20 protein-coding genes are annotated in these 26363 nt (G+C 66.6%); 5 read left to right on the top strand and 15 right to left on the bottom strand.

What is annotated here, in order from left to right; genetic code table 11:
- Positions 1-11: 11 nt before the first annotated feature.
- The 3 genes from ACX12D_RS07720 to mfd form a co-directional block, all read right to left on the bottom strand.
- A complete protein-coding gene (locus tag ACX12D_RS07720) occupies positions 12-1316 on the bottom strand; it encodes an MFS transporter (RefSeq protein WP_441630725.1) in 1305 nt (434 codons plus the stop codon).
- 87 nt (positions 1317-1403) lie between these two features.
- Complete coding sequence (argE, locus tag ACX12D_RS07725; protein ID WP_174424473.1) at positions 1404-2609, bottom strand: acetylornithine deacetylase; 1206 nt, start codon at positions 2607-2609, stop codon at positions 1404-1406.
- A 157-nt stretch (positions 2610-2766) separates the two neighbouring features.
- Positions 2767-6228, bottom strand: a complete 3462-nt coding sequence (mfd, locus tag ACX12D_RS07730) for a transcription-repair coupling factor (RefSeq protein ID WP_459373527.1) — start codon at positions 6226-6228, stop codon at positions 2767-2769.
- 296 nt (positions 6229-6524) lie between these two features.
- On the opposite strand from mfd, the gene ispD reads away from it, so the two are divergent.
- The gene (ispD, locus tag ACX12D_RS07735; RefSeq protein ID WP_441630730.1) at positions 6525-7295 is read left to right on the top strand and encodes a 2-C-methyl-D-erythritol 4-phosphate cytidylyltransferase; all 771 of its coding nucleotides are present in this window, start codon (positions 6525-6527) and stop codon (positions 7293-7295) included.
- Positions 7296-7385: 90 nt separating this feature from the next.
- The gene (ispF, locus tag ACX12D_RS07740) at positions 7386-7895 is read left to right on the top strand and encodes a 2-C-methyl-D-erythritol 2,4-cyclodiphosphate synthase (protein WP_150987634.1); all 510 of its coding nucleotides are present in this window, start codon (positions 7386-7388) and stop codon (positions 7893-7895) included.
- Positions 7896-7944: 49 nt separating this feature from the next.
- Here ispF and ACX12D_RS07745 read toward each other — a convergent pair whose 3' ends face one another.
- The 6 genes from ACX12D_RS07745 to ompR all read right to left on the bottom strand — a co-directional run bounded on the left by ACX12D_RS07745 (position 7945) and on the right by ompR (position 14673).
- Positions 7945-8526, bottom strand: a complete 582-nt coding sequence (locus tag ACX12D_RS07745; protein ID WP_459373528.1) for a GNAT family N-acetyltransferase — start codon at positions 8524-8526, stop codon at positions 7945-7947.
- A gap of 230 nt (positions 8527-8756) precedes the next feature.
- A complete protein-coding gene (locus tag ACX12D_RS07750; RefSeq protein WP_006155913.1) occupies positions 8757-9278 on the bottom strand; it encodes a carboxymuconolactone decarboxylase family protein in 522 nt (173 codons plus the stop codon).
- A gap of 141 nt (positions 9279-9419) precedes the next feature.
- A complete protein-coding gene (locus ACX12D_RS07755) occupies positions 9420-9968 on the bottom strand; it encodes a peroxiredoxin (protein ID WP_441630735.1) in 549 nt (182 codons plus the stop codon).
- 298 nt (positions 9969-10266) lie between these two features.
- Positions 10267-11568, bottom strand: coding sequence for a tricarballylate/proton symporter TcuC (gene tcuC, locus ACX12D_RS07760; RefSeq protein ID WP_459373529.1), 1302 nt, complete (start codon positions 11566-11568; stop codon positions 10267-10269).
- 1019 nt (positions 11569-12587) lie between these two features.
- Positions 12588-13937 carry a sensor histidine kinase gene (locus ACX12D_RS07765; protein WP_150990620.1) on the bottom strand — a complete coding sequence of 450 codons (1350 nt, stop codon included), beginning with the start codon at positions 13935-13937 and terminating at the stop codon, positions 12588-12590.
- Positions 13938-13950: 13 nt separating this feature from the next.
- Complete coding sequence (gene ompR, locus ACX12D_RS07770) at positions 13951-14673, bottom strand: osmolarity response regulator transcription factor OmpR (RefSeq protein WP_006576352.1); 723 nt, start codon at positions 14671-14673, stop codon at positions 13951-13953.
- A gap of 255 nt (positions 14674-14928) precedes the next feature.
- Here ompR and ACX12D_RS07775 point away from each other — a divergent pair, with 255 nt between their 5' ends.
- On the top strand, positions 14929-15270 hold the full coding sequence (locus tag ACX12D_RS07775) for a KH domain-containing protein (RefSeq protein ID WP_459373530.1): 342 nt from the start codon (positions 14929-14931) through the stop codon (positions 15268-15270).
- Positions 15271-15394: 124 nt separating this feature from the next.
- Here the strand turns inward: ACX12D_RS07775 and ACX12D_RS07780 are convergent, their stop codons facing one another.
- The 3 genes from ACX12D_RS07780 to hpnD all read right to left on the bottom strand — a co-directional run bounded on the left by ACX12D_RS07780 (position 15395) and on the right by hpnD (position 18593).
- Positions 15395-16291: an SMP-30/gluconolactonase/LRE family protein gene (locus ACX12D_RS07780; protein ID WP_459373532.1), complete on the bottom strand. Its 897-nt coding sequence runs from the start codon at positions 16289-16291 to the stop codon at positions 15395-15397.
- Between the two features lie 93 nt (positions 16292-16384).
- Complete coding sequence (locus tag ACX12D_RS07785) at positions 16385-17659, bottom strand: Zn-dependent hydrolase (protein WP_459373533.1); 1275 nt, start codon at positions 17657-17659, stop codon at positions 16385-16387.
- A gap of 97 nt (positions 17660-17756) precedes the next feature.
- Positions 17757-18593, bottom strand: a complete 837-nt coding sequence (gene hpnD / locus ACX12D_RS07790; protein WP_459373534.1) for a presqualene diphosphate synthase HpnD — start codon at positions 18591-18593, stop codon at positions 17757-17759.
- A 550-nt stretch (positions 18594-19143) separates the two neighbouring features.
- On the opposite strand from hpnD, the gene ACX12D_RS07795 reads away from it, so the two are divergent.
- A complete protein-coding gene (locus tag ACX12D_RS07795; protein ID WP_459373536.1) occupies positions 19144-20340 on the top strand; it encodes an efflux RND transporter periplasmic adaptor subunit in 1197 nt (398 codons plus the stop codon).
- A 9-nt stretch (positions 20341-20349) separates the two neighbouring features.
- Entirely contained in the window at positions 20350-23463 is a 3114-nt protein-coding gene (locus ACX12D_RS07800) for an efflux RND transporter permease subunit (RefSeq protein WP_459373537.1), read from the top strand.
- Positions 23464-23515: 52 nt separating this feature from the next.
- Here ACX12D_RS07800 and ACX12D_RS07805 read toward each other — a convergent pair whose 3' ends face one another.
- From ACX12D_RS07805 to ACX12D_RS07815, 3 genes are all read right to left on the bottom strand, one after another.
- A complete protein-coding gene (locus tag ACX12D_RS07805; RefSeq protein WP_441630750.1) occupies positions 23516-23926 on the bottom strand; it encodes a DUF3830 family protein in 411 nt (136 codons plus the stop codon).
- Positions 23927-23958: 32 nt separating this feature from the next.
- The gene (locus ACX12D_RS07810) at positions 23959-25149 is read right to left on the bottom strand and encodes an amidase (RefSeq protein WP_459373538.1); all 1191 of its coding nucleotides are present in this window, start codon (positions 25147-25149) and stop codon (positions 23959-23961) included.
- A 168-nt stretch (positions 25150-25317) separates the two neighbouring features.
- The gene (locus ACX12D_RS07815; protein ID WP_459373959.1) at positions 25318-26301 is read right to left on the bottom strand and encodes an ABC transporter ATP-binding protein; all 984 of its coding nucleotides are present in this window, start codon (positions 26299-26301) and stop codon (positions 25318-25320) included.
- Positions 26302-26363: the final 62 nt, after the last annotated feature.

The following is a 26363-nucleotide window of genomic DNA, read 5'->3' on the forward strand; positions in this document are numbered from 1 at the left end:
CGCATGCGCGGCTAGCGGATGCCCAGGCGCGCACGCGTCTGGCCCAGCGCCACCAGGCTCACCACGGCGCAGGCCATCAGGTAGAAGCTCGGCGCCAGCTTGCTGCCGGTGGCACCGATCAGCCAGGTCAGGATGAAGGGCGCGAACCCGCCGAACAGCGTCACCGCGATGTTGTACGAGAGCGAGAGGCCCGTGGTGCGCGTCTTGACCGGGAAGATCTCCGACGCCAGCGCGGGCAGCGCGCCGAAGTACAGCGTCATCATCAATCCCAGCACCACCTGCACCGCCAGCATCACGCCGAAGCCGGGATAGTGGCTGAGCAGCCAGAACAGCGGCCAGATCGACACCAGCAACAGCAGCGCGGCGAGGCGCATGGGCGGGATGCGGCCATAGCGATCCGACCAGTGCCCGACCAGCGGGGCGAACAGCATCTGCACCACGCCCGTGGCCAGCGTGGCGGCAAATGCCGCCGAGGGCGGCAGGCCGAGCTGCTTGACCGCGTAGGTGGGCATGTACAGCACCAGGTAGGTCGACACCGTGGCCACGATGACCACACCCATGGCCAGCAGCAGGCGCTCCTTCTGGTGGCTGAGCGTGTCGCGCAGCGGCGTCTCGGTGGTCTCGGCCTGGAGGAATTCGGGGGTTTCGTCGACGTGGCGGCGAATGTAGTACGCCACCGGGCCGATCAGCAGGCCAAAGAGGAAGGGCACGCGCCAGCCCCAGGATTGCATCTGGTCGGGCGTGAGCGTGGTGGTGAGCACCGCGCCAAAGCCCGCGGCAAGCAGGGTGGTGAGGCCCTGGCTGGCGACCTGGAAGCTGGAGTAGAAACCGCGCCGGTTGGGCGCGTGCTCGGCCAGGAAGGCGGTGGCGCTGCCGAATTCGCCGCCGGCCGAGAAGCCCTGGATCATGCGCGCCAGCACGATGCCGATGGGCGCCATGACGCCGATCGCGGCATAGGTGGGGAGTAGCGCGATGATCAGCGTGCCCACCATCATCAGCAGGATGGAGAGCGTCAGCGCGGCGCGCCGGCCTTTGCGGTCGGCATAGACGCCGATCACCACCGCGCCCAGCGGCCGCATGAAGAACGACACGCCGAAGGTGCCGAGCGTCAGCAGCAGCGAGGTGTTTTCATCGTGGTTGGGGAAGAACAGCGCGGAAATGGTGACGGCAAAAAAGCCGTAGACGACCAGGTCGAACCACTCCAGCGCATTGCCGATCGAGGCTGAGATCACCGCGCGCCAGGGATGGCGCGAGGCGGGCGCTGCCGATGCTGCCGCGCCGCTATTGCTGCTACCGCTTGCCGATACTGCTGTCATGGTGTCTCCGGGTTATTTTTGGACATGACGCAACCACCGGCCCGCAGGGTTAGCGGGCCGGCTACAACGGAAAACGAGGAAAACGGCTTAGTTCACGCGCAGGCTGTCGACCACCTTGTGCAGGAAGGCTTCGCAGGCGGCGAGCTGGTCCAGCGCGACGAACTCGTCGGGCTTGTGGGCCTGCTCGATATCGCCGGGGCCGCACACCACGGCCGGGATGCCGGCGCGCTGGAACAGGCCGGCCTCGGTGCCGTAGGCGACCTTGTTGACGTCGCGGTCGGCGGTCAGCGCGCGCACCAGCTGCGTGATGGCGGCCTGCTCGGCCACGTCGAGCGAGGGCGCGGCGGCGATCTTGTTGATGGTCAGGCCCGCGTCGGCATGCTCGGCGCGCATTTTCGGCAGCAGCACGTCGTTGGCGTAGCCCTGGATGCGGGCAAAGATGGCTTCCGGATCGACGCCCGGCAGGTTACGGAATTCGAACACGAACTCGCACAGCGCCGGAATGGTGTTGAGCGCGATGCCGCCGTGGATGGTGCCGGTCTGGGCCGTGGTGAAGGGCACGTCGAAGTCGCGGTCGTAGGGGCCGTTGGCCTTGAACTCGTCAGCGATGTCGCGGATATGGCAGATCAGGCGGGCGGCGTACTCGATGGCGTTGACGCCCTTGGGCGTGAGCGACGAATGCGCGGCCTGGCCCTTGACGCAGCAGCGGTAGGCGTTGATGCCCTTGTGCGCGACGATCACGCGCATGCTGGTAGGCTCGCCGACGATGCAGCCGCCCGGGGTCACGCCGCGTTCGCGCAGTTCCGCCAGCAGGTAGGGGGCGCCCATGCAGCCGATCTCTTCGTCGAAGGACAGCGCATAGTGCACCGGCTCACGCAGCCTGGCCTCGAGCAGCGTGGGCAGCAGCGCCAGGCTGGTGCCGATGAAGCCCTTCATGTCGCAGGTGCCGCGCCCGTACAGGCGGCCATCGCGGATCACCGGCTTGAACGGGTCGGTGGTCCAGTTCTGGCCGTCCACCGGCACCACGTCGGTATGGCCCGACAGCACGATGCCGCCATCGGTGCTGCCATCGGCGGCGGGCACGGTGACGAACAGGTTGGCCTTGTCGCCCTGCGGGTTGTAGCTCAGATGGGGACGCAGGCCCTTGGCCAGGAAATGATCGCGCACCGCTTCGATCAGGCCGAGGTTGGAGTGACGGCTGGTGGTGTCGTAGCTGACCAGGCGCTGGGTCCAGTCGAGCGCGCTGCCGCGGGTTGCGGCATCGGCAGGCTTGCTGAGGGTATCGGCTTGCATGGCGGTTGGCTTTGGGTAACGTGTTAAGTAAATGATGCTACACCGTGCTGGCCCGTCGGTCCATGCACGGTGCACCATCGTGGCCCGCCGCGGCGCCGGCGCGCCGCAAACGGGTACTGTGGAGCAATGATCAGGCCATTCAGGCCAATCAGGCCAATCAGGCCAGCTGGCGCAGGGTGTGCTTGATGGTCTGCGCGCGCACTGCCACATCCGGCATCTTGGCCTCGATGCGCAGCTTGTCCTGGCCGGCCAGCTTGATATGGCGGTTCTTCTGCACCAGCTCGATGATCTTCATGGCGTCGATCGGCGGGTTGGGCAGGAACTGCATGCTGATGGCCGCGTCGCTGGCGTCGATCTTGCGCACGCCCAGCGGCACCGCGGTGATGCGCAGGCGGTGCGTTTCGATCAGCGCTTGCGCCTGCGGCGGCAGGCGGCCGAAGCGGTCGATCAGTTCTTCCTGGATATCGTCCACGCGCTCGGCCGTCTCGCAATTGGCCAGGCGCTTGTATAGCGAGAGGCGCTCGTGCACGTCGGTGCAATAGTCGCTGGGCAGCAGGGCCGGGGTGCCCAGGTTGATTTCGGTGGTCACGGCCAGCGGCGCCATCAGGTCCGGTTCCTTGCCGGCCTTGAGCGACTTGACGGCGGCGTTGAGCATGTCGGTGTAGAGCTGGAAGCCGATCTCGTGGATCTCGCCCGATTGCTTGTCGCCCAGCACTTCGCCCGCGCCGCGGATTTCCAGGTCGTGCATGGCCAGGTAGAAGCCCGAGCCCAGTTCCTCCATCTGCTGGATGGCTTCGAGCCGGCGCTGCGCCAGCTTGCTCAGGCCTTCGACATCGTGCACCAGCATGTAGGCATAGGCCTGGTGGTGTGAGCGCCCGACGCGGCCGCGCAGCTGGTGCAGCTGCGCCAGGCCGAATTTGTCGGAGCGGTGGATCAGGATGGTGTTGGCGGTCGGCACGTCGATGCCGGTCTCGATGATGGTGGTGCACAGCAGGATGTTGTCGCGCCGTGCCACGAAGTCACGCATCACGCGCTCCAGCTCTCGCTCGTGCATCTGCCCGTGCGCCACCGCGATGCGTGCTTCCGGCACCAGCTCGGCGAGCTTGGCGCGCTTGTTCTCGATGGTGTCGACCTCGTTGTGCAGGAAGTAGACCTGTCCGCCGCGCTTGAGCTCGCGCAGGATGGCCTCGCGCACCACGCCGTCTTCCTCGCGGCGCACGAAGGTCTTGATGGCCAGGCGCTTTTGCGGCGCGGTGGCGATCACGGAGAAGTCGCGCAGGCCTTCGAGCGCCATGCCCAGCGTGCGGGGAATCGGTGTGGCGGTCAGCGTGAGCACGTCGACCTCGGCGCGCAGGGTCTTCAGCATTTCCTTCTGGCGCACGCCAAAGCGGTGTTCCTCATCGATGACGACCAGCCCCAGGCGCTGGAACCTGACGTCGTCCGACAGCATCTTGTGGGTGCCGATCACGATGTCGGCGGTGCCGTCGTTGATCTGCTTGATGGCGCCGTCGATCTCTTTCTTGGTCTTGAAGCGCGACAGCTCCACGATGCGCACCGGCCATTCGGCGAAGCGGTCGGATAGATTCTGGAAATGCTGCTCGGCCAGCAGCGTGGTGGGCGCCAGGATGGCCACCTGCTTGCCGCCCATGACCGCGACGAAGGCGGCGCGCAATGCGACTTCGGTCTTGCCGAAGCCCACGTCGCCGCACACCAGCCGGTCCATCGGCTTGCCCGAGGTCATGTCGGCGATCACCGCGGCGATGGCCGCGGCCTGGTCCGGCGTTTCCTCGAAGCCGAAGCTCTCGGCAAACTTCTCGTAGTCCCTGGGCGTCAGCTCGAAGGCATGGCCCTGACGCAAGGCGCGGCGCGCGTACAGGTTGAGCAGCTCCGCGGCGGTGTCGCGGATCTGCTGCGCGGCGCGGCGCTTGGCGCGGTCCCACTGGCCGGAGCCCAGCGAGTGCAGCGGCGCGGTGTCCGGATCGGCGCCGGAGTAGCGCGAGATCACATGCAACTGGTGCACCGGCACGTACAGCTTGCTGCCTTTCTCGTAGTCCAGGTGCAGGAATTCCTCCTCGCCCTGGCCCAGGTCCAGCGAAACCAGGCCCTGGTAGCGGCCAATGCCATGCTCGCTGTGCACGACCGGATCGCCGATCTTGAGCTCGGCCAGGTCGCGCACCATCGAGTCGACGGCGCTGGCTTGTTCCTGCTTGCGCCGGCCCGTGCGGCGCGCGGTGCCGGCATACAGCTCGGCCTCGGTGACAAAGGCCAGCGGCTCGATGCCTTGCGCGCCGGGCACGGCAAAGCCGCTTTGCAGCGGCGCCACCACGATGGAGAAATGCGAATCTCCCGCCAGGAAGGCGGCGTAATCATCGATCGGCTGCGGGCGCAGCCCGCTTTCGCCGAACAGTTGCAGCAACGTTTCGCGCCGTCCGGCGGAATCCGCGCACATCAGCACGCGCCGGTCTTTTTTCAGCAGCAACGCTTCCAGGTTGACTAGCGGATCTTCCGCGCGCCGGTTGACCGAGACATCGGGCAGGGACTCAGCCAGTGGCACGGTGTCGCCGGTCGCGGTGCCTTGCAATACGAGCCGCGCCAGCGGCTTTGCGCCCGCGAAGAACTGCTCTTCCGACAGGAACAGCGCGGCGGGCGGCAGCAGCGGCCGCTCGCGGTCATGGCGCATGAAGTTGTAGCGCTGCGTGGTGTCGGCCCAGAAGCGGCGGATGGCGTCAGGCACATCGCCGGCAAAGGCGAGCTGGCTGTTGGCAGGCAGGTAATCGAAGACGGTGGCCGAGCTTTCGAAGAACAACGGCAGGTAGTACTCGATGCCGGCCGACGGCACGCCATTGCCAATGTCCTTGTAGATCGTCGATTTGCTCGGATCGCCTTCGAACAGTTCGCGCCAGCGGCCGCGAAACGCGGTGCGTGCGGCGTCGTCGAGCGGGAACTCGCGGCCCGGCAGCAAGCGCACTTCCTTCACGGGGTACAGGCTGCGCTGCGTATCGGGATCGAAGGCGCGGATGGTTTCGATCTCGTCGCCGAACAGGTCGATCCGGTACGGCAGCGGCGAGCCCATCGGGAACAGGTCGATCAGGCCGCCGCGCACGCTGTACTCGCCGGGCCGCATCACGGCGCTGACATGCTCGTAGCCGGCCAGCGTGAACTGCGCCTTGAGCGCGGCTTCGTCCAGCTTCTCGCCCTGCTTGAAGAAGAAGGTGTAGGCCGCGAGGAAAGCGGGCGGCGCCAGCCGGTACAGCGCGGTCTGCGCCGGCACCAGCATGATGTCGCACTGGCCGCCCTGGATGTCGTGCAGCGTGGCGAGCCGCTCCGAGACCAGGTCCTGGTGCGGCGAGAAGCTGTCGTACGGCAAGGTCTCCCAGTCGGGCAGCAGGCGCACCCGCAGGCCGGGCGCGAACCAGGGGATTTCCTCGGCCAGCCGCTGCGCGTCGACCGCGTTGGCGCACACCACTGCCAGCATCGGCACACGCCCGCGGTGCTGGCTGGCGTAGGCGGCCAGCGCCAAGGCGTCGGCGGAGCCAGGCAGGCCGGACACGGTATAACGCTGGCCGGCCTTGACCAAGGGGAGGTTGGCGAAGGGGGCGGGGCGATTGGCTTCAGGCATCGGGTACGGGCTGGCTTGTTGGCGGCTTTCAGGCGTTGTGGGGCAAAAAGAGCGCGGCGATGCAACGGCGACACCCCGCCGGCGTCGCGGGCGGGGAGTGGACGAAGCATGCGGCGCCCGGCGGGGCGCTCGCGCTGATCGACGCCCGCATGTCCGCGAGCGAAGGCCGTATTATAGAATGCGCTCCGAATCCGCGTTTTCAATGCCGCGCTTCCCGCTCCCCCGCCCATGGCGGGGGCCCTGAAGCCTTGCGCCGTGCTCCTGGCAGGGCGCTTACCTTGTCCCTCACGCTATCCGTGTCTGCTCGCCGATTTGCCCTGATTCCCTGTGCCGGTACCGGCAGCCGCGCGGGCGGCAGCCTGCCCAAGCAATACCAGACCGTGGCCGGCCGGCCGATGATCTGGTACGCGCTCGCCGCTTTTGCCGCCTGCGATGCCATCAGCGCCACCGCGCTGGTGCTGGCGCCCGACGATATGCCGCTGGAGTCCCGCTTCGGCGCGGCGGCGTTTGCCGGCCTGCGTTTTGACACTGCCTTCGTGGGCGGCGATACGCGCCATGCCTCGGTGCTGGCCGGCCTGCATCACCTGGCGCAACTTGGCGCCACGGACCGTGACTGGGTGCTGGTGCATGACGCGGCCCGCCCGGGCCTGACGCCCGCCATGATCCACGCGCTGGTGCGCGCGGTGGAGGGCGACGGCGCGGACGAAGACGGCCCCGACGCCGCCATCGGCGGCATCCTGGCGGTGCCGGTGCCCGATACGCTCAAGCGCGCCGATGCGCCCCCTGGCGGACAGCCGGCGGCCGTGGTGCGCATCGGCGCCACGGTCTCGCGCGAGGGCTTGTGGCAGGCGCAGACCCCGCAGATGTTCCGCCTGGGTGTGTTGCGCCAGGCGCTGCAGGAAGCGCTGGCCGCGGGTGCCGTGGTGACCGACGAGGCCAGCGCGATCGAGCGGCTGGGCCTGCATCCGCGCCTGGTCAATGGCTCGCTGCGCAATTTCAAAGTGACCTACCCCGAGGATTTCGCGCTGGCCGAACTGTTGCTGGGTGAGGGTGCTGGCATGCCCTGACCGTCATCCTCGTACATTACCTGCCATCCCCACCGATTCCTATTCATTCCTATCCATCCCCCGTTCCGATCCTGAAGGAGAATTGCTCCCATGACCCCATTCGATATCCGCGTCGGCCAAGGCTATGACGTGCACGCGCTGGTGCCGGGCCGCAAGCTCATCCTGGGCGGCGTGGACATTCCCCATGACCGCGGCCTGCTGGGCCATTCCGATGCGGACGCGCTGCTCCACGCCATCACCGATGCGCTGTTCGGCGCGGCCGGCCTGGGCGACATTGGCCGCCACTTTCCCGACACCGATCCGCGTTTTGCCGGCGCGGACAGCCGTGTGCTGCTGCGCGAGGCCGCGCGGCGCGTGCGCGAGGCCGGCTATGAAATTGGCAACGTGGATGCGACGGTGATCGCGCAGGCGCCGAAGCTGGCGCCGCATATCGGCGCCATGGTGGCGAACCTGGCGGAGGACCTGGGCTTGGCTGCCGCCAGCTGCAACGTCAAGGCCAAGACCAATGAGAAGCTGGGCTTCGAGGGGCGTCAGGAAGGTATCGTTGCGCAAGCCGTGGTGCTGATCTGGCGCGGCACGATCGTCTCCCCGCAGGATTGATGCGGGGCTGGCGCGGCGTTGCGTTGGTGCAGGGCTGGGCGCAGCGCGCTCAGCCTCCGGCGGCCGCCCCGGTTGCGCCAGCGGCTTCGGGCGGGAGCGCGTAGACGTAGTCGATCAGCCGGGCCATCGGGCCCGAGCGCGCACCGGCTTCGGTGCGTTTGACAAAACCCATCTGCTGGCACAGCTGGTTGGCGGATTTCATTTCCGGCATGGTGCGCACCAGCAGCGCGCCGGCGCCGATATCGCGCGCGCGCTGGATGCAGACCTGCATCAGCGTGCGGCCAAGGCCCAGCCCGCGTGCCTGCGGGCTGACCGCGAGCAGCCGGGCTTCCGGCAAGGCGAGCGTGATGGTGCTGCCGTCCAGCGCCTGCAACGTGGCGCCGGGATGGCAGAACAACACCGCGCCGCTGATGCCGTGATCGGTTTCCGCCACCCACCATTCCATTTCCGAAGTCGATGCGGCCAGCACGGTTTTCATGCCTTGCTGGAAGGATTCGCGGCAATCCTCCATGATCTCCAGCTCATATTGCCCATAGGCTTGCTGGGTCACGGCGGCAATGTCGCCCCAGTCCTGCACGGTGGCGAGGCGGTAGTGAAAGCGGGGGGAGGTATGCGAAGGAAGGGTGCTCATGGCAGAGGTGGTGAAGGCTGTGACCTTGCTGGATTGTAGGCCCTTCGGTGCACAAATGCAGTCAGTGAATTACCGACTAGGCGCGCTGGCAACAGGCTTGCGCTGACGCGCGCGCCATGCCGGGCAAGCCCCGCCGGCCTTGCGCCGCGGGGCTTTCGGGGAAGTACCGGAAGCATCATGCGGGGCCGTGCCGGGCCGGCGCGTGCTACCCGCAAGGCCTCGATACGGCCTTATTCCGCCGCGATGACGTTGGCAGCCGCCACGACCACGGCGGCAATGCGGCCCACGTCGCGCAGCTGCTGCGCGGTCATGCCTTGCTCGTTCTTGAGCAGCGCATAGTGCGACTTGATGCAGAAATGGCATTTGCCGACGATGGATGCGGCCAGCGCGTACATCTCGAAGCGGCGCTTGTCCACGCCGCCGTGCGTGGCGTATGCATTCATGCGCAGGCCGGCCGGTTGCGTCGCGAGATCCTGGTCGTCGGCCATTTCCACGAACGGATACCAGACGTTGTTCATGCCCATCAGCGCGGAGGCGGTGAGCACGGCATTGGTTTCCTCGGGCGACAGCACGCCCGCGTTGCGGATCGCGTCGACGATCACGCGGCTCTTGGCGGCAAACGCCGCGGCCAGCGCCACGGCCACCGCATCGTTGCCCTCGAGCGAGGAGCGGGCGATGGTGCCATCGAGGTTCAGGCGGATATCCTTGGCGTAGTCAGGAATAAGGCCTTTAATCGTGCTGAGGAATTCCATACAAATCTCCTATCGGTAAGGTCTCAAAAAACCCGCCTTGGCGGGTTTTGAGGCGCGGGCCGAAGCCCGGCGCGCAGATCGTCACAAATCGCCGGCAATCACTCACCGGCAGTTTGTGCAGCATGCCAGCTGGTCGACAGCTTACAGCGTGGCACCGCCAACAGTGCGGTTGCACGGGCACAGCTCGTCGGTTTGCAGGCCGTCGAGGATACGCAGCACTTCGTCCGGGTTACGGCCGACGTTCAGGTTGTTCACCGACACGTGCTGGATGACATTGTCCGGATCGACGATGAAGGTAGCGCGCAGCGCGACGCCGGCAGCGCGGTCACGCACGCCGAGCTGGTCGATCAGCGAGCCGGTCACGTCGGCGAATTGCCATTGGTCCAGCTTGTTCAGGTCCTTGTGCTCACGGCGCCATGCCAGCTTCACGAATTCGTTGTCGGTCGAGCCACCCAGCACGATCGCGTCGCGGTCGGCGAAGTCGCCGTTGAGCTTGGCGAAAGCAACGATTTCGGTCGGGCACACGAAGGTGAAGTCCTTCGGGTAGAAGTAAATGATCTTCCACTTGCCCTCGAACGACTTTTCGGTGATGTCTTCAAAAGCCGACTGGCCGTTCTCTTCATGGTTGTTGAAACCCGGCTTGACGCCGACGACGTGGAAGGCTTCGATCTTGTCACCAACGGTCTTCATAGACTGCTCCTGGATACGGTTGAAGAGAGACGCTCGCGTTGCAAGCCGGGCCATCACCAACGGATAGGACCAGGCTGCCGCGCAACGAACATGGATTATGCGTCATCCCCGGGGGGCGGGGCTAATTGATATTCTCAAAGAGCCCGATAGCCAAGCGCGGGGCGCCGCACATCCGGCAAGCGCGGGCGCCGGCTAGTGATCTTGGCGCCGTCATATTGCCGCGCGATGTCAGCCGCGTTGTTCGCAGCCGCCCTGCCGGAACGGCGAGTCTACCCCAGCAGGGCCGTCCTCGTGAACCTCAGGCAGCCTTGGCCGCGGGCTCGACGTAGGCATGCTGCCGTCCGCCGCGGAAAATCACCAGCGTGGCGATCAGCCCGCATGCAGCGGCAAACATCAGCCACAGGCCAGGCGCGGCCTTGTTGCCGGTGCTGTGGATCAGGTAGGTCGAGATGGCCGGCGTGAAGCCGCCGAACAGGGCCGTGGCCAGGCTATACGCCAGCGAGAAGCCCGCCGTGCGCACCGCGGGCGGCATCACTTCGGTCAGGGTCACCACCATCGCGCCGTTGTAGCTGCCGTACAGGAAAGACAGCCACAGCTCGACCATCAGCAGGCGGCTGAACGACGGCTCCGCCACCAGCCAGGACACCGCCGGATAGGCCGTGAGCAATGTGAGGATGGTGAAGATCACCAGCAGCGGCTTGCGGCCCACGCGGTCCGACAAGGCACCCATCAGCGGCAGCCAGATGAAGTTGGACAGCCCCACGCACATGGTGACGATCAGGTTGTCGACGTCGTCGAGCTTGAGCACGTTCTTGCCGAAGGTCGGCGTGTACGCGGTGATCATGTAGAACGACACCGTTGTCATCACAACCATCATGCAACCGGCCACGATGATGCGCCAGTTCTCCAGCATCGAGCGATAGATCTCGTTGATGCTGGGGCGATGCTTGCGGGTCTTGAATTCTTCGGTTTCTTCCAGCGAGCGGCGGATCAGGAAGAGGAACGGCACGATCAGGCAGCCGATCAGGAACGGAACGCGCCAGCCCCATTCGCCCATTTCCTCGGGCGACAGCATCGAGTGCAGCACCACGCCGAGCAGGCCGGCAAAGATCACCGCCACCTGCTGGCTGGCCGATTGCCAGGCCACGTAGAAGCCTTTCTTGCCGGGCTTGGCGATCTCCGCCAGGTACACCGACACACCGCCCAGCTCAACGCCGGCGGAGAAGCCCTGCAGCAGCCGGCCCGCCAGCACCAGCAAAGGTGCGGCCACGCCGATTGACGCATAGCCCGGCACGCAGGCGATCAGAAGGGTGCCGAGCGCCATCAGGACCAGCGTCATGATCAGGCCCTTGCGGCGGCCATGGTGATCGATGTACGCGCCCAGGATGATGGCGCCGAGCGGACGCATCAGGAAGCCCGCGCCGAAGGTCGCGAGCGAGAGCATCAGCGAGGCGAACTCGTTGCCGCTGGGGAAAAACGTCTTGGCGATGGCGGCGGCGTAGAAGCCGTACACCATGAAGTCGTACATTTCCAGGAAGTTGCCGCTGACAACGCGGAACACGGTGCGGAACCCGTGTTGCTGGGAGGGGGAGCTTGACATGTTGCTGGTGTCTCTCGCAGTTGCCGCCGGTTGGTTCCGGTGGCTTGATTTTGATCGGGCGCCAGATGAGGCGGCTTCCCCTTTTTTTCGGGAAATGGCCTTGGCTGGGCTTGGTCTTTGGGGGTGCTGCTAATGGCGGCAAGTTTGCGCCGGGGGGGCTGTCATTACGCTGTCAAATGGCTTTCAGTTTGATATCAAACGCTGTCGAAAGCCTGTCAGTGGGATGAAGGGGGATGGGGGGATTAGGGTTAGTACGGAGGGGTGTGATTTTGCGGTAACTTGGGGGTAACCGTACGTGCGACTGTGTGTGCGACTGCTTAACGTCAAAGTCAAAGTCAAAAGCAACTGCAGTTTCACCACCCCTGCGGGGCGGCGACCTACTTTTTTGTCTTGCCAAAAAAGTAGGCAAAAAAGGCGCGCCGGATGGGGCGACACCCCCTCGGGATTTCATGAAAAGAGCGGCCGGGACCCAAACTCGCATCGCCTTAAGGCGATACTCAAACATGGGTCCCTCTTTTCCGCTCTTTTCATGAAATCCCGAGGCGCCCCATACGGCCTAGGTAAACCTTGACGGCTCGCTTCGCATCGCGCTTAGGTGTTTCCCGCCTGGGGGGGCGGGAAACACGGCCGAACCAGCGCGAGCGCGATGTCGTCAAATCACCATGCGGTGTGGCTGTGATTTCCGCCCCCAGGCGGCAATCACCCGTGCGCGATGCGAAGCGAGCCGTGAAGGTTTTCATCTCCCGTTATGGGGCGCCTCGTCGGCAGGCAAAAAGAGCGGAAAAGAGGGGGCCATGTCTGAGCATCGCCTTAAGGCGATGTGAGTTTGGCCCCCGGCCGCTCTTTTTGCCTGCCGACGAGGAGTCTTTCGCCCCATCCGGGTCGCTTCTTTGCCTACTTTCTTGGCGAGACAAGAAAGTAGGTCGCCTCCCCGCAGGGGAGGTGAAACTGCAGTTGAATTTGACCTTGAAGTTAAGCCATTGAAGCTGATTTTGCAGTTGCAGCGAGCATATCGCGATCTACGCCCGCCTAAAAAACGCACTAACCACCAACCCGGTTGCCGGCGGCGGCCGATTCGCCAACATCAACCTGCCCCCATTTCGCTGCAAGATCCGATTGACGATCGACATCCCCAGCCCGGCGCCCTTGGCTTCGCTGCGTGCGCCATCGAGCCGGTAGAAAGGCCTGGTCAGCAAGGGCAATTGCGCTTCCGGCACGCCGCTGCCATGGTCGGCCACGGTCAGCACGGCTTCCTTGTCTTCGATGCGGGTGCTGATCTCGACCACGGCGACGCCGTTGTCTTCGTCCTTGGCGTAGCGGCGGGCATTTTCGACCAGGTTGTCCAGGATCCGCTGGACTTCCATGCGGTTGGCCACGGCCATGACGGGGTCGCCGGCGCGGACATGGACGCGTACGTCGTCGTGCGCGCCGTAGACGCCGACGGCGTCTTGCACGAGTGCGGACAGGTCGACGGGTTCGACCGTTTCCAGCGCGGGGCGAGCGTAGTTGAGGAACTGGCCGATGATGGCGTCCATCTGTTCGATGTCGGCGATCATGGCCTCGCGCGTGGTGTTATCCACGGGGGACATCTCGGTTTCCAGCCGCAGGCGCGTCAGCGGCGTGCGCAGGTCGTGCGAGATGCCGGCCAGCATGACGACGCGGTCGTCGTCGAGCTGGCGCAGGTCGCGCACCATCTGGTTGAAGCTGTGGTTGGCCTGCGCCACTTCGCTGGCGCCGTGCTCAGGCAGGGTGGGCGGGTCGCCGCCGCCGCCGATGGCGCGTGCCGCATTGGCCAGCCGCTTGAGCGGGTGGTTGACCAGCGACGTGATAAAGGCCGCGCCGATGATCGACAGCAATAGCGCGGCGATGCTCCACCATAGCCACTGGATGCCGGGCACGCGCTCGAACCGTTCGGGGCTGATCGCCACCCAGTAATCGTCGCCCTCGATCTCGAAACTCACCCATACGCCGGGAATGTCGTTCACGGTGGTGGCGATCACGGTCCCTTCGCCGAGCCGGCTGCGAATCTCCTGCTGCACCAGCTGGGTCAGGAAGGGGTTCGTGGTGGGCACGGAGAAATCGTCGTCTTTCTCGCGCGGGTAGACCTTGATGCCCTCGTTTTGCACCAGGTCGAGCAGCAGGAAACGCCGCCGCGCGGGATCGGAATAGAGCAGGGCGGCGCGCGTGAGCTTGACCACGCTGACCACTTGCATGGCGATCTGCTGGGCGCGCGGTGCGCGTTCGAAGAGCCGATAGCTCTGGAACCAGATACCCAGCGAGATCGCCAGCAAGAGGGCGATCAGCATGAAGGTTCGCCAGAACAGCGAACCGAACAGGCGCGTAGCCGTGCGGCTGATGACAGTCGCCACGATGCGCGGCGCCTTACTTCACGCCATCGGGGATGAAGACGTAGCCGAGGCCCCAGACCGTCTGGATGAAACGTGGGTTGCCCGGATCAGGCTCGATCAGCTTGCGCAGGCGTGAGATCTGCACGTCCAGGCTGCGGTCGAACACCTCGTACTCGCGGCCGCGCGCCATTTCCATGAGCTTCTCGCGCGACAGCGGCTGGCGCGGATGCCGGGCGAAGACCTTGAGCACCGAAAATTCGCCGGTGGTCAGGGTGATCTCTTCATCATTTTTGGTCAGCGTGCGGGTAGCGAGGTTCAGCACGAAATCGCCAAAGGCAAAGGTTTCCGGGGTTTCGGAGGGCGCGCCGGGGACTTCGGCGGGGCCCTTGCGGCGCAGCACGGCGTGGATCCGCGCGATCAGTTCGCGCGGGTTGAAGGGCTTCGGCAGGTAGTCGTCGGCGCCCATTTCGAGGCCGACGATGCGGTCGACGTCCTCGCCCTTGGCGGTGAGCATGATGATGGGCGTCTGGTCGTTGGCGCCGCGCAGGCGCCGGCAGATCGACAGGCCGTCTTCACCGGGCATCATCAGGTCGAGCACTAGCAGGTCGAAACGCTCGCGCAACCAGAGCTTGTTCATCGCGGTGGCGTTCTCAGCTACCAGTACGGTGAAGCCCTGTTCGCCAAGGTAACGGCGCAGCAGGTCGCGCAGACGGGGGTCGTCGTCTACGACGAGAATCTTGTGACTGGTATTTTCCATGGCGGTATCTTAGCGACAAACGCTTTCGGTCAAAATGGCTTAACAAAAGGTTACATACTTTACCCCGAGGTATGCAGGCGCGCATCCACCCTGCGTTTAAACTGCCGCATACCGTTTCCGTAGCCAGTCCCGCGGGGATTTCGTGGGCGTCCGCCGTGTAGTTCACTGCCATGACGTGGCGAGGCGGGGCTACTGGATGTCCGGCTTCCGGCGGTCCTGTAACCACCGTTTCCGAAGCCCAAACCGCCATTATCAATGAAAGTCACCCGCAAGCGCGCCGGGCATACCCTTTCCCGTGCCGGCGCGACTGTCGCGCTGTTGCTTGCCGCTAGTGCGGGCTACCCGCAATCGCCCGGCATGGCGCATTTGTTCCCGGGCGCCGGCAAGCCAGCAGGCCGCGAGGCCGCCCCGCGTAACGAGCGCGAGCGCTACAGCCGCGACGAGGCGCGAGTGCGCGCCGGAAAGTACCGCGCCGAGCGTGACATGAACGAGCGCATGCCTCACGCATCCCAGAACGACAAGCTCTCGCCCGACGAGCGGCGCAAGCTGCGCCAGAACCTGTACGAACTCGGGCGGGAGATGTACCAGGGCGGCTAGGGACCAGGCGCGCACACATGCGTGCAGCTTGACACGATGCGCGGCGAGCGCGTATCGGCGTCCGTCCTACTTCAGCCCCATAGCCCCATAGCCCCATACCGTGTAGTCGCTTAGCCGCCTGGCCTCACGGCAGGCCGGCGTGCGGCACTTCGACTTCTGTCATCAGGATATGGCCCAGGCGCGAAGCGCGCCGCTGGGCCTCGTCGAAGTTCGGCGCGGCGGCCAGGAACAATGTGGTGCCGCGCGGGCCACCCAGGGCGGCTGCGAAGATGCCCGTCCCGCAGGCAATCTCCTCATCGATGCGCCCGCCTGGCATCACCCGCAATACGCGATTGCCGATGGCGTCAGCCACCCAAAGCGCACCTTGCGCATCTTGGGCGCACCCGTCCGGCGCCACCTTCGCGCCGCCCAGCACCTCGCCGAGCTCCGATCCGGCCGGCTGGCTGCCGAAGCGTGCCCAGTCACGGCGCGGGCCTAGCGAGCCATCCGCGTGCAGATCGAAGGCCGAGATGCGATTGCCCAGGGTTTCGCCCACCACCAGGGACTTGCCGTCCGGCGTGATGACCGAGCCGTTAGGGAAGAACAAGCCATCGGCCACCACGGTCACCGAGCCATCCGGGTCGACCCGCGCGAGGCTCGCCGTGCGCAGCGGGGCGCCGGCCATCAGGTCGAAACCGAAATTGCCCACGTAGGCGCGCCCGTGCTGGTCCACCACCATGTCGTTGAGGTGGCCGCTGGCCACGCCGGACAGGTCGGCATGTACCACGAGGCTGCCGTCCGGCTCGCGGCGCAGCAGCTTGCGGTCGCGCATGGAGACAATCAGCAGGCGCCCGTCTGGCAGCCAGCCCATGCCGGATGGCTGCTGCGGCACTTCGGCAATCTGTTCGACAGCGCCGTCCAGGCTCACCGCTATCACGCGGTGGGCGTAGAAATCCGACAGCCAGAGCCGGCCATCGTGCCAGCGCGGCCCTTCCAGAAAGGTGTGTCCCTCGGTCAGGACCGATAGTTCGCGGTGCGCCATGCGGTGTCTCCGATGTGATCTTTCGATCTTGCGATTGGTGTGCCTACATCCAATACGATTTGTGCCGGGACTGCAAGCGCGCCGCGGTGGGGGTCAGGCGCGTGGCTGGAAATGCCGCAGGAAGTCGACGAAGACCTCGGCCGCGAGCTGAGCGTCGTCGGCCGTGATGGTTTCCAGCGGGTTATGGCTGATGCCGCCGTTGCCGCAGCGCACGAACAGCATCGCCACGTCGGTCATGCGCTGCATCATCATGGCGTCGTGGCCGGCGCCCGAGGGCAGCTCGAACGCGTCCAGCCCGCGCTTCTTGAGCACCGCGCCGAACTGGTCCATCAGCCAGCGCGCACAGGGCGCGTTGTTGACCGGCGTCACCCGTTCCACGCCGGCGCTAAGCCCGCGACGCTCGGCGATGGCCTGGATGCCGGCCACGATGTCGGCAATGGCGGCTTCGCGGATGCTGTCTTCACCCGCACGGATGTCCATCGAGAACACGCATTCGGCGGGGATGACGTTGCTCGACCCGTTCGGCACCTGCAACTGGCCCACCGTGCCAACCAGCGTAGGCACCTGCCCGCAGCGCCGCTCCACCAGCAGCACCATCTCGGCCGCCGCCGCGGCAGCGTCCTTGCGCAGGGTCATGGGCGTGGTGCCAGCGTGGCTGGCCAGGCCCTCGACGCGGACCTGGAAGCGGCTGCTGCCGGCAATCTGCGTGACCACGCCAAGCGGCAGGCCGTGGTGCAGCAGGACCGGGCCTTGCTCGATATGGACTTCGACAAAGCCATGCAGGGTGGCGGGGTCCACCGCCGCGGCGCGCAGCGCATCGACACCGCCCGCGCCCGGCAGGCCAGAGGCGGCCAGGGCTTCGCGCAGGGTTACGCCGTCGGTGTCGGCACGATCCAGCAGGGCCGGGTCGAAGCGGCCGGCCAGCACGCTGCTGGCCAGGAAGCTGGTCTTGAAGCGCAAGCCTTCTTCCTCGGCAAAGCCCACGACCTCGAAGTGATAGGGCAGGCGGATGCCGGCCGCGTTGAGCGCCCCAACCACCGCCACGGGCAGCAGGATGCCAAGCCGGCCGTCATAGCGCCCGCCGTTGCGCACGGTGTCGAAGTGCGAGCCCGTCATCAGCACGCGCGCGCCGTCACCCGCGGCAGGATCGGCGGCGTAGCGGCCGATCACGTTGCCGATGGCGTCGATGCGGACCTGCATGCCCGCTGCCTCCATCCATGCCACTAGCTGGGCCTGCGCGGCGCGGTGGGCCGGGGTCAGGTAGGCGCAGGTCAGGCCGCCTTCCATATCCGAGAAGCGGGCCAGCGCCGCGGCCTGGTCGAGAATGGTCTGGCCAAGCGGGAGGAGGGGGGAGGCGGATTGGGTCATGGCAGCTCGGGCAGATCAGGCAGTGAAGGCAGTGAAGGCAGTGAAGGCAGTGAAAGCAGTGAAAGCAGGTCGCGATGCAAAAGGCAGGACGTGGCGTTCAGCGGTTGCGCATCCACGTTTTCCACGCGATCCAGAGCTTGCGCATGGGCGTGAGCGAGATGCGCTGGTTCAGCACCTGGAACTCGCTCCCCTCCAGCTCGTCGAGCAGCGTCTGGTAGATCGCGCCCATGACCAGTCCGGCGCGCTGGGCGCGGCGATCGGCCGCGGGCAGCAGCGCCAGCGCTTCGCGGTACAGCGTGCGGGCCTGCTCGGCCTGGTAGCGCATCAGCGTGACGAAGCGATCGGAGTGCGTGGCCTGGTTGATCTCGGCGACGGGCACCTGGAAGCGCTGCAGCGTGTTGACCGGCAGGTAGATCCGGCCACGCCGGGCATCTTCGCCCACATCGCGCAGGATATTGACCATTTGCAGCGACAAGCCCATCTTTTCCGCGTACTCAAGCGTGCGCGGATCCGTCTGGCCGAGGATGCGGGCGCTCATGGTGCCGACCACGCCGGCCACGCAATGGCAATAGCGCGTGAGCGCGATGTCATCCAGGTAGCGCGACTGGTTGAGGTCCATCTCCATGCCTTCGAGCACTTCGTTGAACATCGGCTGGGTCAGCCCATAGGCTTGCACGTGCGGCTGCAGCGCCTTGGCCACGGGATGGGTCGGCGCGCCGTTGAACATCTGGGCGAGCTCGTTGCGCCACCAGGCCAGCTTTTGATAAGCCACGCTGGCGTCTTGCGTGTCGTCCACGACATCGTCGACCTCCCTGCACCAGGCATAGAGGGCGGTAATGGCCTGCCGCCGCTCGGGCGCCAGGAACAGGAAGCTGTAATAGAAGCTGGAGCCGCTCTGCGCGGCTTTCTCTTGGCAATACTGATCGGGCGTCACGCCAGGCTCGGGTCGGTGAAATGGGGGGCTATGGGGGGCTTTATGCCTGCGCTGTCGCCGCGGCAACCTGGCCGGCGCGCGCTGGCCGGTGTGGCGAGATGGCGCGATGCGCTAGCCAGGGGGCCTGCGCCAAGCGCCGCGATTTCCAGCCGTCAAGCCATTCCACGGCGGGTGGCAAGGCAGCGCGGGCGACGCGCGGAATTGTAACATCGCGCTCCCGGCGGCAACGGCCGTGGGCGAGAGCGCCGCCGTGCACTTCGGCCAGCGCGGATATCCGGCGCTGCGGCATTCGGCCGCGCCCGGCGCGATTCCTGCGTCCGACTTGGGATCCACGGTGGGTGGCCTGCTTGAAAAGTGCGTTTCCGGCATCCCCCTTCGCGTGCCATTTGACGCTTTCGGCTTCACGCCGTTACATTACTGACCGGCGAGTTATTAATCGCCACCGCTCCGCGCCGTGCCTGCCGCAGTGCAAACCGTGCCAACAGTGCCACCAGTGCCACCAGTGCCACCAGTGCCACCCCAACAGTGCCACCGATCTAACGCTTAACTCATGCCAGTGCCTTATCCCGGGCCGGAAGTTGCGGCCATCGAAGTGCCTTTTTCCACGCTTTCCAGCGCGAACGCGTTCTCGGCCGGTCTGCGCATGCGCAGTCGCGGCGCGTTGGCGACCCTGCTGCTGCTCGGCGGGCTGGCGCTGGCGGGTTGCAGCCGTCAGGCAGAAAAGGCGCCGGAGATCCGCCCGGTGCGCCTGATGCAGCTGCAGCCGGGCGCAGGCAAGACGGAGTACGAGTTTTCGGGCGATGTGCGGCCCCGGATCGAGTCGCGGCTAGGCTTTCGCGTGGGGGGCAAGATCGCCGCGCGCCTGGTCGACGTGGGCGCCACCGTGCGCAAGGGCCAGCCGCTTGCCCGGCTCGATCCCACCGACCTTGGCCTGGCGGAAGCCGGTTCGCGGGCCCAGTACGACGCGGCCAAGACCGACCGCGACCTCGCCGAGGCTGATCTGAAACGCTACAACGAGCTGTTCGCCAAGAAGTTCATCAGCGCGGCCGAGCAGCAACGCCGCCAGGCCACCTTTGACTCCGCCGCCTCCCGCCTGCGCCAGGCCGAGGCGGGGCTGCGCAACCAATCCAACCAGACCGGCTACGGCGTGCTGACCGCTGACGCCGATGGCGTGGTGACCCTGATCGAAGCGGAAGTTGGCCAGGTCGTGGCCGCCGGCCAGTCGGTCGTGCGGGTGGCGCAAACCGCGGAGAAGGAGGTCGCGGTTGGCTTGCCGGAGGATCAGGTCGAGCGCCTGCGCGGCATCTCCGACGTCACCGTGCGCACCTGGGCCGAGCCCGGCCGGCCGCTGACGGGCCGCGTGCGCGAGATTTCGCCAATGGCCGACCCGGTGACGCGCACTTACGCAGCGCGCGTCAGCGTGCCCAATCCGCCGGCCGATTTCAAGTTCGGCATGACCGCCGTGGTCACCTTTACCCGTACCGGCGACGATGCCGCGCTGCGTGTGCCGCTCTCCGCGCTGCTGCAAAAGCAGGGCAGCAACCAGGTCTGGGTGTACGACGCGGCAACGGGCGCCGTGCAGCCGGTCAACGTGACATTGGGCGAGCTCCAGGGCAATGAGATCCAGGTCAGGCAGGGGCTGTCGCCCGGCCAGACCATCGTCACCGCGGGCGTGCACCTGCTCAAGCCCGGGCAGAAGGTCAAGCCGCTGCAGGCCGTGGCGTCCACGCCGGCCGCGCGCAACTAAGGCGCCGGCATGGATCATTCCCGTTTCAACCTGTCCCGCTGGGCCCTGGAGCACCAGCCGCTGACCCGTTACCTGCTGGTGGTGCTATTGCTGGGCGGGCTCTTTGCCTTTTTCCAGCTCGGTCAGGACGAAGATCCGCCTTTCACCTTCCGCGTGATGGTGGTGCAGGCGTTCTGGCCCGGCGCCACCGCCGAGCAGATCGCGGTGCAGGTCACCGACAAGATCGAGCGCCAGCTGCAGGAAGTGCCTTACGCCGACAAGATCCGCAGCTTCTCCAAGCCCGGCGAGACCACGGTGATCTTCCAGCTCAAGGACACCGCGCCGGCCAAGGACACCGCGCAGATCTGGTACACCGCGCGCAAGAAGGTCGGCGACATCGCGCAGACGCTGCCGCCGGGCGTGCGCGGGCCGTTCTTCAATGACGAGTTTGGCGACGTGTATGGCTCCATCTACGCGCTCTCGGCCGACGGCTTCAACTACAAGGAGCTGCGCGAGTACGCCGACCTGGTGCGCCAGCAACTGCTGCGCGTGCCGTCCGTCGCCAAGGTGTCGCTGATCGGGCTGCAGGACGAGAAGGTCTACATCGAATTCAACCAGGCGCGCTTTGCCCAGCTCGGGCTGGACATCAATGCGATCGCCGACCAGATCTCGCAGCAAAACAGCATGACCGCCAGCGGCGTGCTGGTGACCCCGGGCGATAACCTGCAGGTGCGCTTGTCGGGCCAGTTCGCCAACGTGGCCGACCTGGAGAACCTGGTGCTGCGCGGCCCCAACGGCATTGCCAATATCCGCCTGGGCGATATCGCCCATGTGTACCGCGGCTATGTCGATCCGCCGGCCAGCAAGATGCGCTTCCAGGGCAAGGAGGTGATCGGGCTGGGCATCTCGATGGAGCGCGGCGGCGACATCATCGCCATGGGCAAGAGCCTGCGTGCCGCGATGGATGGTTTGCGCGGGCAATTGCCGGTCGGCATCGAGCTGGACCAGGTGCAAAACCAGCCCGAAGCCGTGGAGCGGTCGGTGGGCGAGTTCGTGCACGTGCTGATCGAGGCCGTGGTGATCGTGCTGGGCGTGAGCTTTGTCTCGCTCGGGCTGCATACCAAGCCGCTGCGCATCGACGTGCGCCCGGGCCTGGTGGTGGCGCTGACCATTCCGCTGGTGCTCGCCGTCACCTTCCTGTTCATGAACATCTTTGGCATCGGCCTGCACAAGATATCGCTCGGGGCGCTGATCGTGGCCCTGGGGCTGCTGGTCGACGACGCCATCATCGCGGTGGAGATGATGGTGCGCAAGCTGGAGGAGGGCTTCTCCAAGATGGAAGCCGCCACCTTCGCCTACACCTCCACCGCCATGCCGATGCTGACCGGCACGCTGATCACCGCCGCCGGCTTCCTGCCGGTGGGGCTGGCGCGCTCCACCGTGGGCGAGTACACCTTCGCCATTTTCGCCGTGACCGCGATGGCGCTGGTGCTGTCGTGGCTGGCCGCGGTCTACTTCACGCCCTACCTGGGCTACCTGCTGCTCAAGGCGCGGCCCGCCGGCGAGGGCGAGCAGCACGAGGTGTTTGACACGCCGTTCTACAACCGATTCCGCCGCCTGGTGCACTGGTGCGTGACGTGGCGCAAGACGGTGATCGCCATCACGCTGGTGGCCTTTGGCCTTGGCCTCTACGCCTTCAAGTTTGTGGAGAAGCAGTTCTTCCCGGACTCGAGCCGGCCGGAGCTGATGGTGGAGCTGTGGCTGCCGGAGGGCACCAGCTTTGCGCAGACCGAGGCCGAGGCCAAGCGCTTCGAGGCCGCGCTGCGCGGGGACCGCGAGATTGCCAGCCTGACCACCTTCGTTGGCAGCGGCGCGCCGCGCTTCTACCTGCCGCTGGACCAGATCTTCCCGCAGACCAATGTGGCGCAGGTGATCGTGATGCCGGCCGAAGTTGCGCTGCGCGACCGGGTGCGCCAACGCGTGGTGGACCTGCTGGCGCGCGATTTCCCGCAATTGCGCGGCCGCGTCAAGCTGCTGCCGAACGGCCCGCCCGTGCCCTATCCGGTGCAGTTCCGCGTGATCGGGCCGGACGCCGCCGGCGTGCGCAAGCTGGCTGATGAGGTCCGGGCGGTGATGAGCGCCAACCCCAACACCGTGGGGGTCAACGACAACTGGAACGAGAACGTCAAGGTGCTGCGCCTGGACATCGACCAGGACCGCGCGCGCGCGCTCGGCGTCAGCACTACCGCGATTGCGCGGGTGACCCAGACCGTGCTGACCGGCGTGGCGGTGGGGCAATACCGCGACGGCGACAAGCTGATCGATATCCTGATGCGCGCGCCGCGCAACGAGCGCGACGCCATGTCCGACCTGCAGAACATGCAGGTGCCCACCGCCAACGGCCGCGTGGTGCCGCTGACCCAGGTCGCGCGCATCGCTTTTCGCTCCGAGCCGGGCGTGATCTGGCGCGAGAACCGCGACTTTGGCGTGACCGTGCAGGCCGACGTGGTCGAAGGCATCCAGGGCCCCACCGTGACGGCGCAGATCAATCCCAAGCTGGATAAGCTGCGCGCGCAGCTGCCGGCGGGCTACCGCATTACGGTGGCCGGGGCGGAAGAAGAGAGCGGCAAGGCCGGCGCGTCGATCGCCGCGCAGCTGCCGCTGTGCATCTTCCTGATCTTTACGCTGCTGATGCTGCAGTTGCACAGCTTCTCGCGCTCGCTGATGGTGTTCCTGACCGGGCCGCTTGGCCTGATTGGCGCCGCCGCCACGCTGCTGCTGCTGAATGCGCCGATGGGCTTCGTCGCGCAGCTCGGCATCACCGCGCTGCTCGGCATGATCATCCGCAACTCGGTGATCCTGGTCGACCAGATCGAGCAGGACATCCGTGCCGGCGAGCCGGTGTGGGATGCCATCGTCGAATCCGCCGTGCGGCGCTGCCGCCCGATCATCCTGACCGCGGCAGCGGCCGTGCTGGCCATGATCCCGCTGTCGCGCTCCGTGTTCTGGGGGCCGATGGCGGTCGCCATCATGGGCGGGCTGGTGATTGCGACGGCGCTGACGCTGCTGTTCCTGCCGGCGCTGTATGCGGCCTGGTTCCGGGTCAAGGCGCCGGCGCCGGGCGGGGCGGTGCTGGCACGCTGAGCGCGCGCCCGGGCGTGCTCTGGCGGCAGAACCGCCGGGCACGCGCCCTATCTCACATCAGCTCGAAGCTGACATCCTGCGCGCCTTCCCACAGCACCTTGGTGCCCAGCGCGCGCAGGTTCTCCTTGCCCTCCACGATCGTCAGGAAATGGTTGCCGGCCAGCTGGCCCATCTTGCTGGCAAAGCAGCAGCTGCCATACGCCAGGATGATCTCGGTCTCGCTGTAGCCACCGGGATAGAACAGGATGTCGCCGACCGAGGGGTGGCTGGTGTGGTTCTCGAAATCCACGCCCAGTTTGAACTCGCCCAGCGGGATCCAGCAGCCTTCGCCGCTCCAGCGCACATGGATCAGCTTTTGGCGGTAGGGCAGCAGCTTGGTGAAGGCCGCCACGGTGAGGGGGGCGTCGGGATGGGTTTCGGCGACGAACTGGTAGCCGCCGGCGGTAATGCGGATCTTGGCCATTCAGGCTCTCCTGGGGAAATCGGGGTGGTCGCTCAGCTTAGCGCGGCGACCAGCTTTTCGGCAAATGCAATCAGGCTGCGGTCGCTGCCGGCCGGACCCATCAGCGAGATGCCTAGCGGTGCGCCCGCGCGGCCGGCCAGCGGCAGGCTCAGGTGCGGGAAGCCGGACAGCGGTGCCAGGCACAGCGTTTGCGCCGACAGGTTGCGGTAGGTCTCGAGTTCCTCGCCGGCGGCGTCGGACAGCGGGGCGATGTCGGGCATGGTCGGCAGGATCAGGATGCCGTCGTTGCCAAGCAGCGCGGCCAGATGCGCGGTAAAGGCGCGGCGAATCGCGCTGGAGGCTTCGAACCGGGCTTCGGTGACGCCCTTGGAGAACGCGAACCGCGCGGCCACGTCGGGGCCGAGCTGCAGGCCGTATTGCTCGATCATGGCGCCGTCGGTCTGCCAGGCTTCCCAGCCCTGCACATAGCGGAAGGCCCACCAGATGTCCTCCAGCGGGCGGTCCGCCACCGTGACGGGCGAGGCCTTGCCGAAGGCGGCCTCGATGCCGCCAACCACCGGCAGCAGTGCGTCCAGCGCGGGGGCGGTGGGCAAGCGGAACAGGTCTTCGGCAAGCAGCAGGCGCGGGCTGGCGGGCAGGGGCTGGGGGTCGCTGCCGAGCAGCACGTCGGCTACGCGGGCGAAGATGCCGATGTCGCGCGCGAAGAAGCCGCAGGTATCAAGGCTGTCGCACAGCGCCAGGGTTTGCGCCAGCGAGATCCGGCCAAACGTGGGGCGGATGCCGAACAGCCCGCAGTGGCTGGCCGGCGCGCGCACCGAGCCGCCGGTGTCGGTGCCGAGCGCGAAGTCGCAGAGCTTGTTGGACACCGCCGAGGCCGAGCCGGAGGACGAGCCGCCGGTGATGCGCCCAGGCGCCGCGCCGTTCACCGGCGCGCCATAGTGGGCATTCTTGCCGTTCATCGAGAACGCCAGCTCATCCGTATGGGTCTTGCCGATGAAGGCCGCACCGGCATCCAGCAGCCGCTGCACGGTGGGCGCGGTGGTGGACTTGATGCCCGACATGGCCAGCACATGGGGATTGCCGCCGCCGGTTGGGTAGCCGGCCACGTCGAACAGGTCCTTGGCGGCGAAGGTCAGGCCGGCGAGGGGGCCGCTGGCCGCATTGGCGACGGGTGCGTCAGGGTAGGGGAGGAAGGCGTGGGAGGGATGGCTGGCCAGGGTCATGGATGCGGGTAGCGGTGAAAGTGAAGGCTAGGGTAGCAATCAGTAAAGGCGATATTGGCACGGATTGCACCGTATGCACGGCATGCACGGCATGCACGGATTGCACGGATTGCACGGATTGCACGGCATGTGCCGGCATGCCGCGGCGTCACGGCGGGTTGACAGCGCCTACGCCAGCGCCTCGGCATGGGCGACCGGCTCACTGGCCAGCACACAGCTCACGCTATGCCCGCCACCCAGCGCGGTAGCCCGCGGCACCGCCTCCAGGCATTGCGCGCGGGCGTGCGGGCAGCGCGGGGCAAAGCTGCAGCCCGGCGGCAAGGCCGACAGATCGGGTGGCGAGCCGGCGATGGTCTGCAGCCGCTGGCCGCGGTCCATGCCGTGCTGGCGGCTTTGCAGCAGCGCCATCGTATAGGGATGGCGCGCGGCGCGCAGGATGGTACGGATCGGGCCTTCTTCGACGATGCGCCCGCCGTACATCACGGCGACGCGGTCGGCGATTTCCACAGCCGCGCCGATGTCATGGGTGACGAACACGATCGACAGGCCAAGCTCGCGTTGCAGCTCGCGCAGCAGGATCAGCACCTGGATCTGCACGGTGGCGTCCAGCGCGGTGGTCGGCTCGTCGGCCAGCAGGACCTTGGGGTTGGCCGACAGCGCCAGCGCGATCATGGCGCGCTGGCGCATGCCGCCGGACATCTCGTGCGGATAAGCCGCCAGGCGCCGCTCCGGGCTGGGAATGCGCACGGACTCCAGCGCGCGCAACGCACGCTGGCGCGCCTCGGCCGCGGACACACGGGCGTGGGTGCGGATGCATTCGATGATTTGCTGGCCGATCGTGTAGACCGGGTCCAGCGCCAGCAACGGTTCCTGGAACACCATCGCCACCTTGCCGCCGCGCAGCCGGGCGAGGCCGCGGCCATCGAGGGCGGTGACGTCGGTGCCATCGATGCGGATCTCGCCTTCCATGCGGGTGCGGCGCGGCGGATGCAGGCGCATCAGCGCGCGCAGTGTCACGCTCTTGCCGGAGCCGGATTCGCCGATCAGGGCGAGCGTTTCGCCGGCCGCCACCTCAAGCGACACGCCGCTGACGGCGCGAATGGTCTTGCCGCCACCGGAGAAGGTCACGCGCAGGTCGCGCACCGACACCATGGGGGCGGCTGCCTGCGGTTCGGTGCTGTGGTTGGGTGCGGTCACGGGTACGTTCGGGAGTA

The sequence above is a fragment of the Cupriavidus sp. PET2-C1 genome (assembly GCF_054515855.1).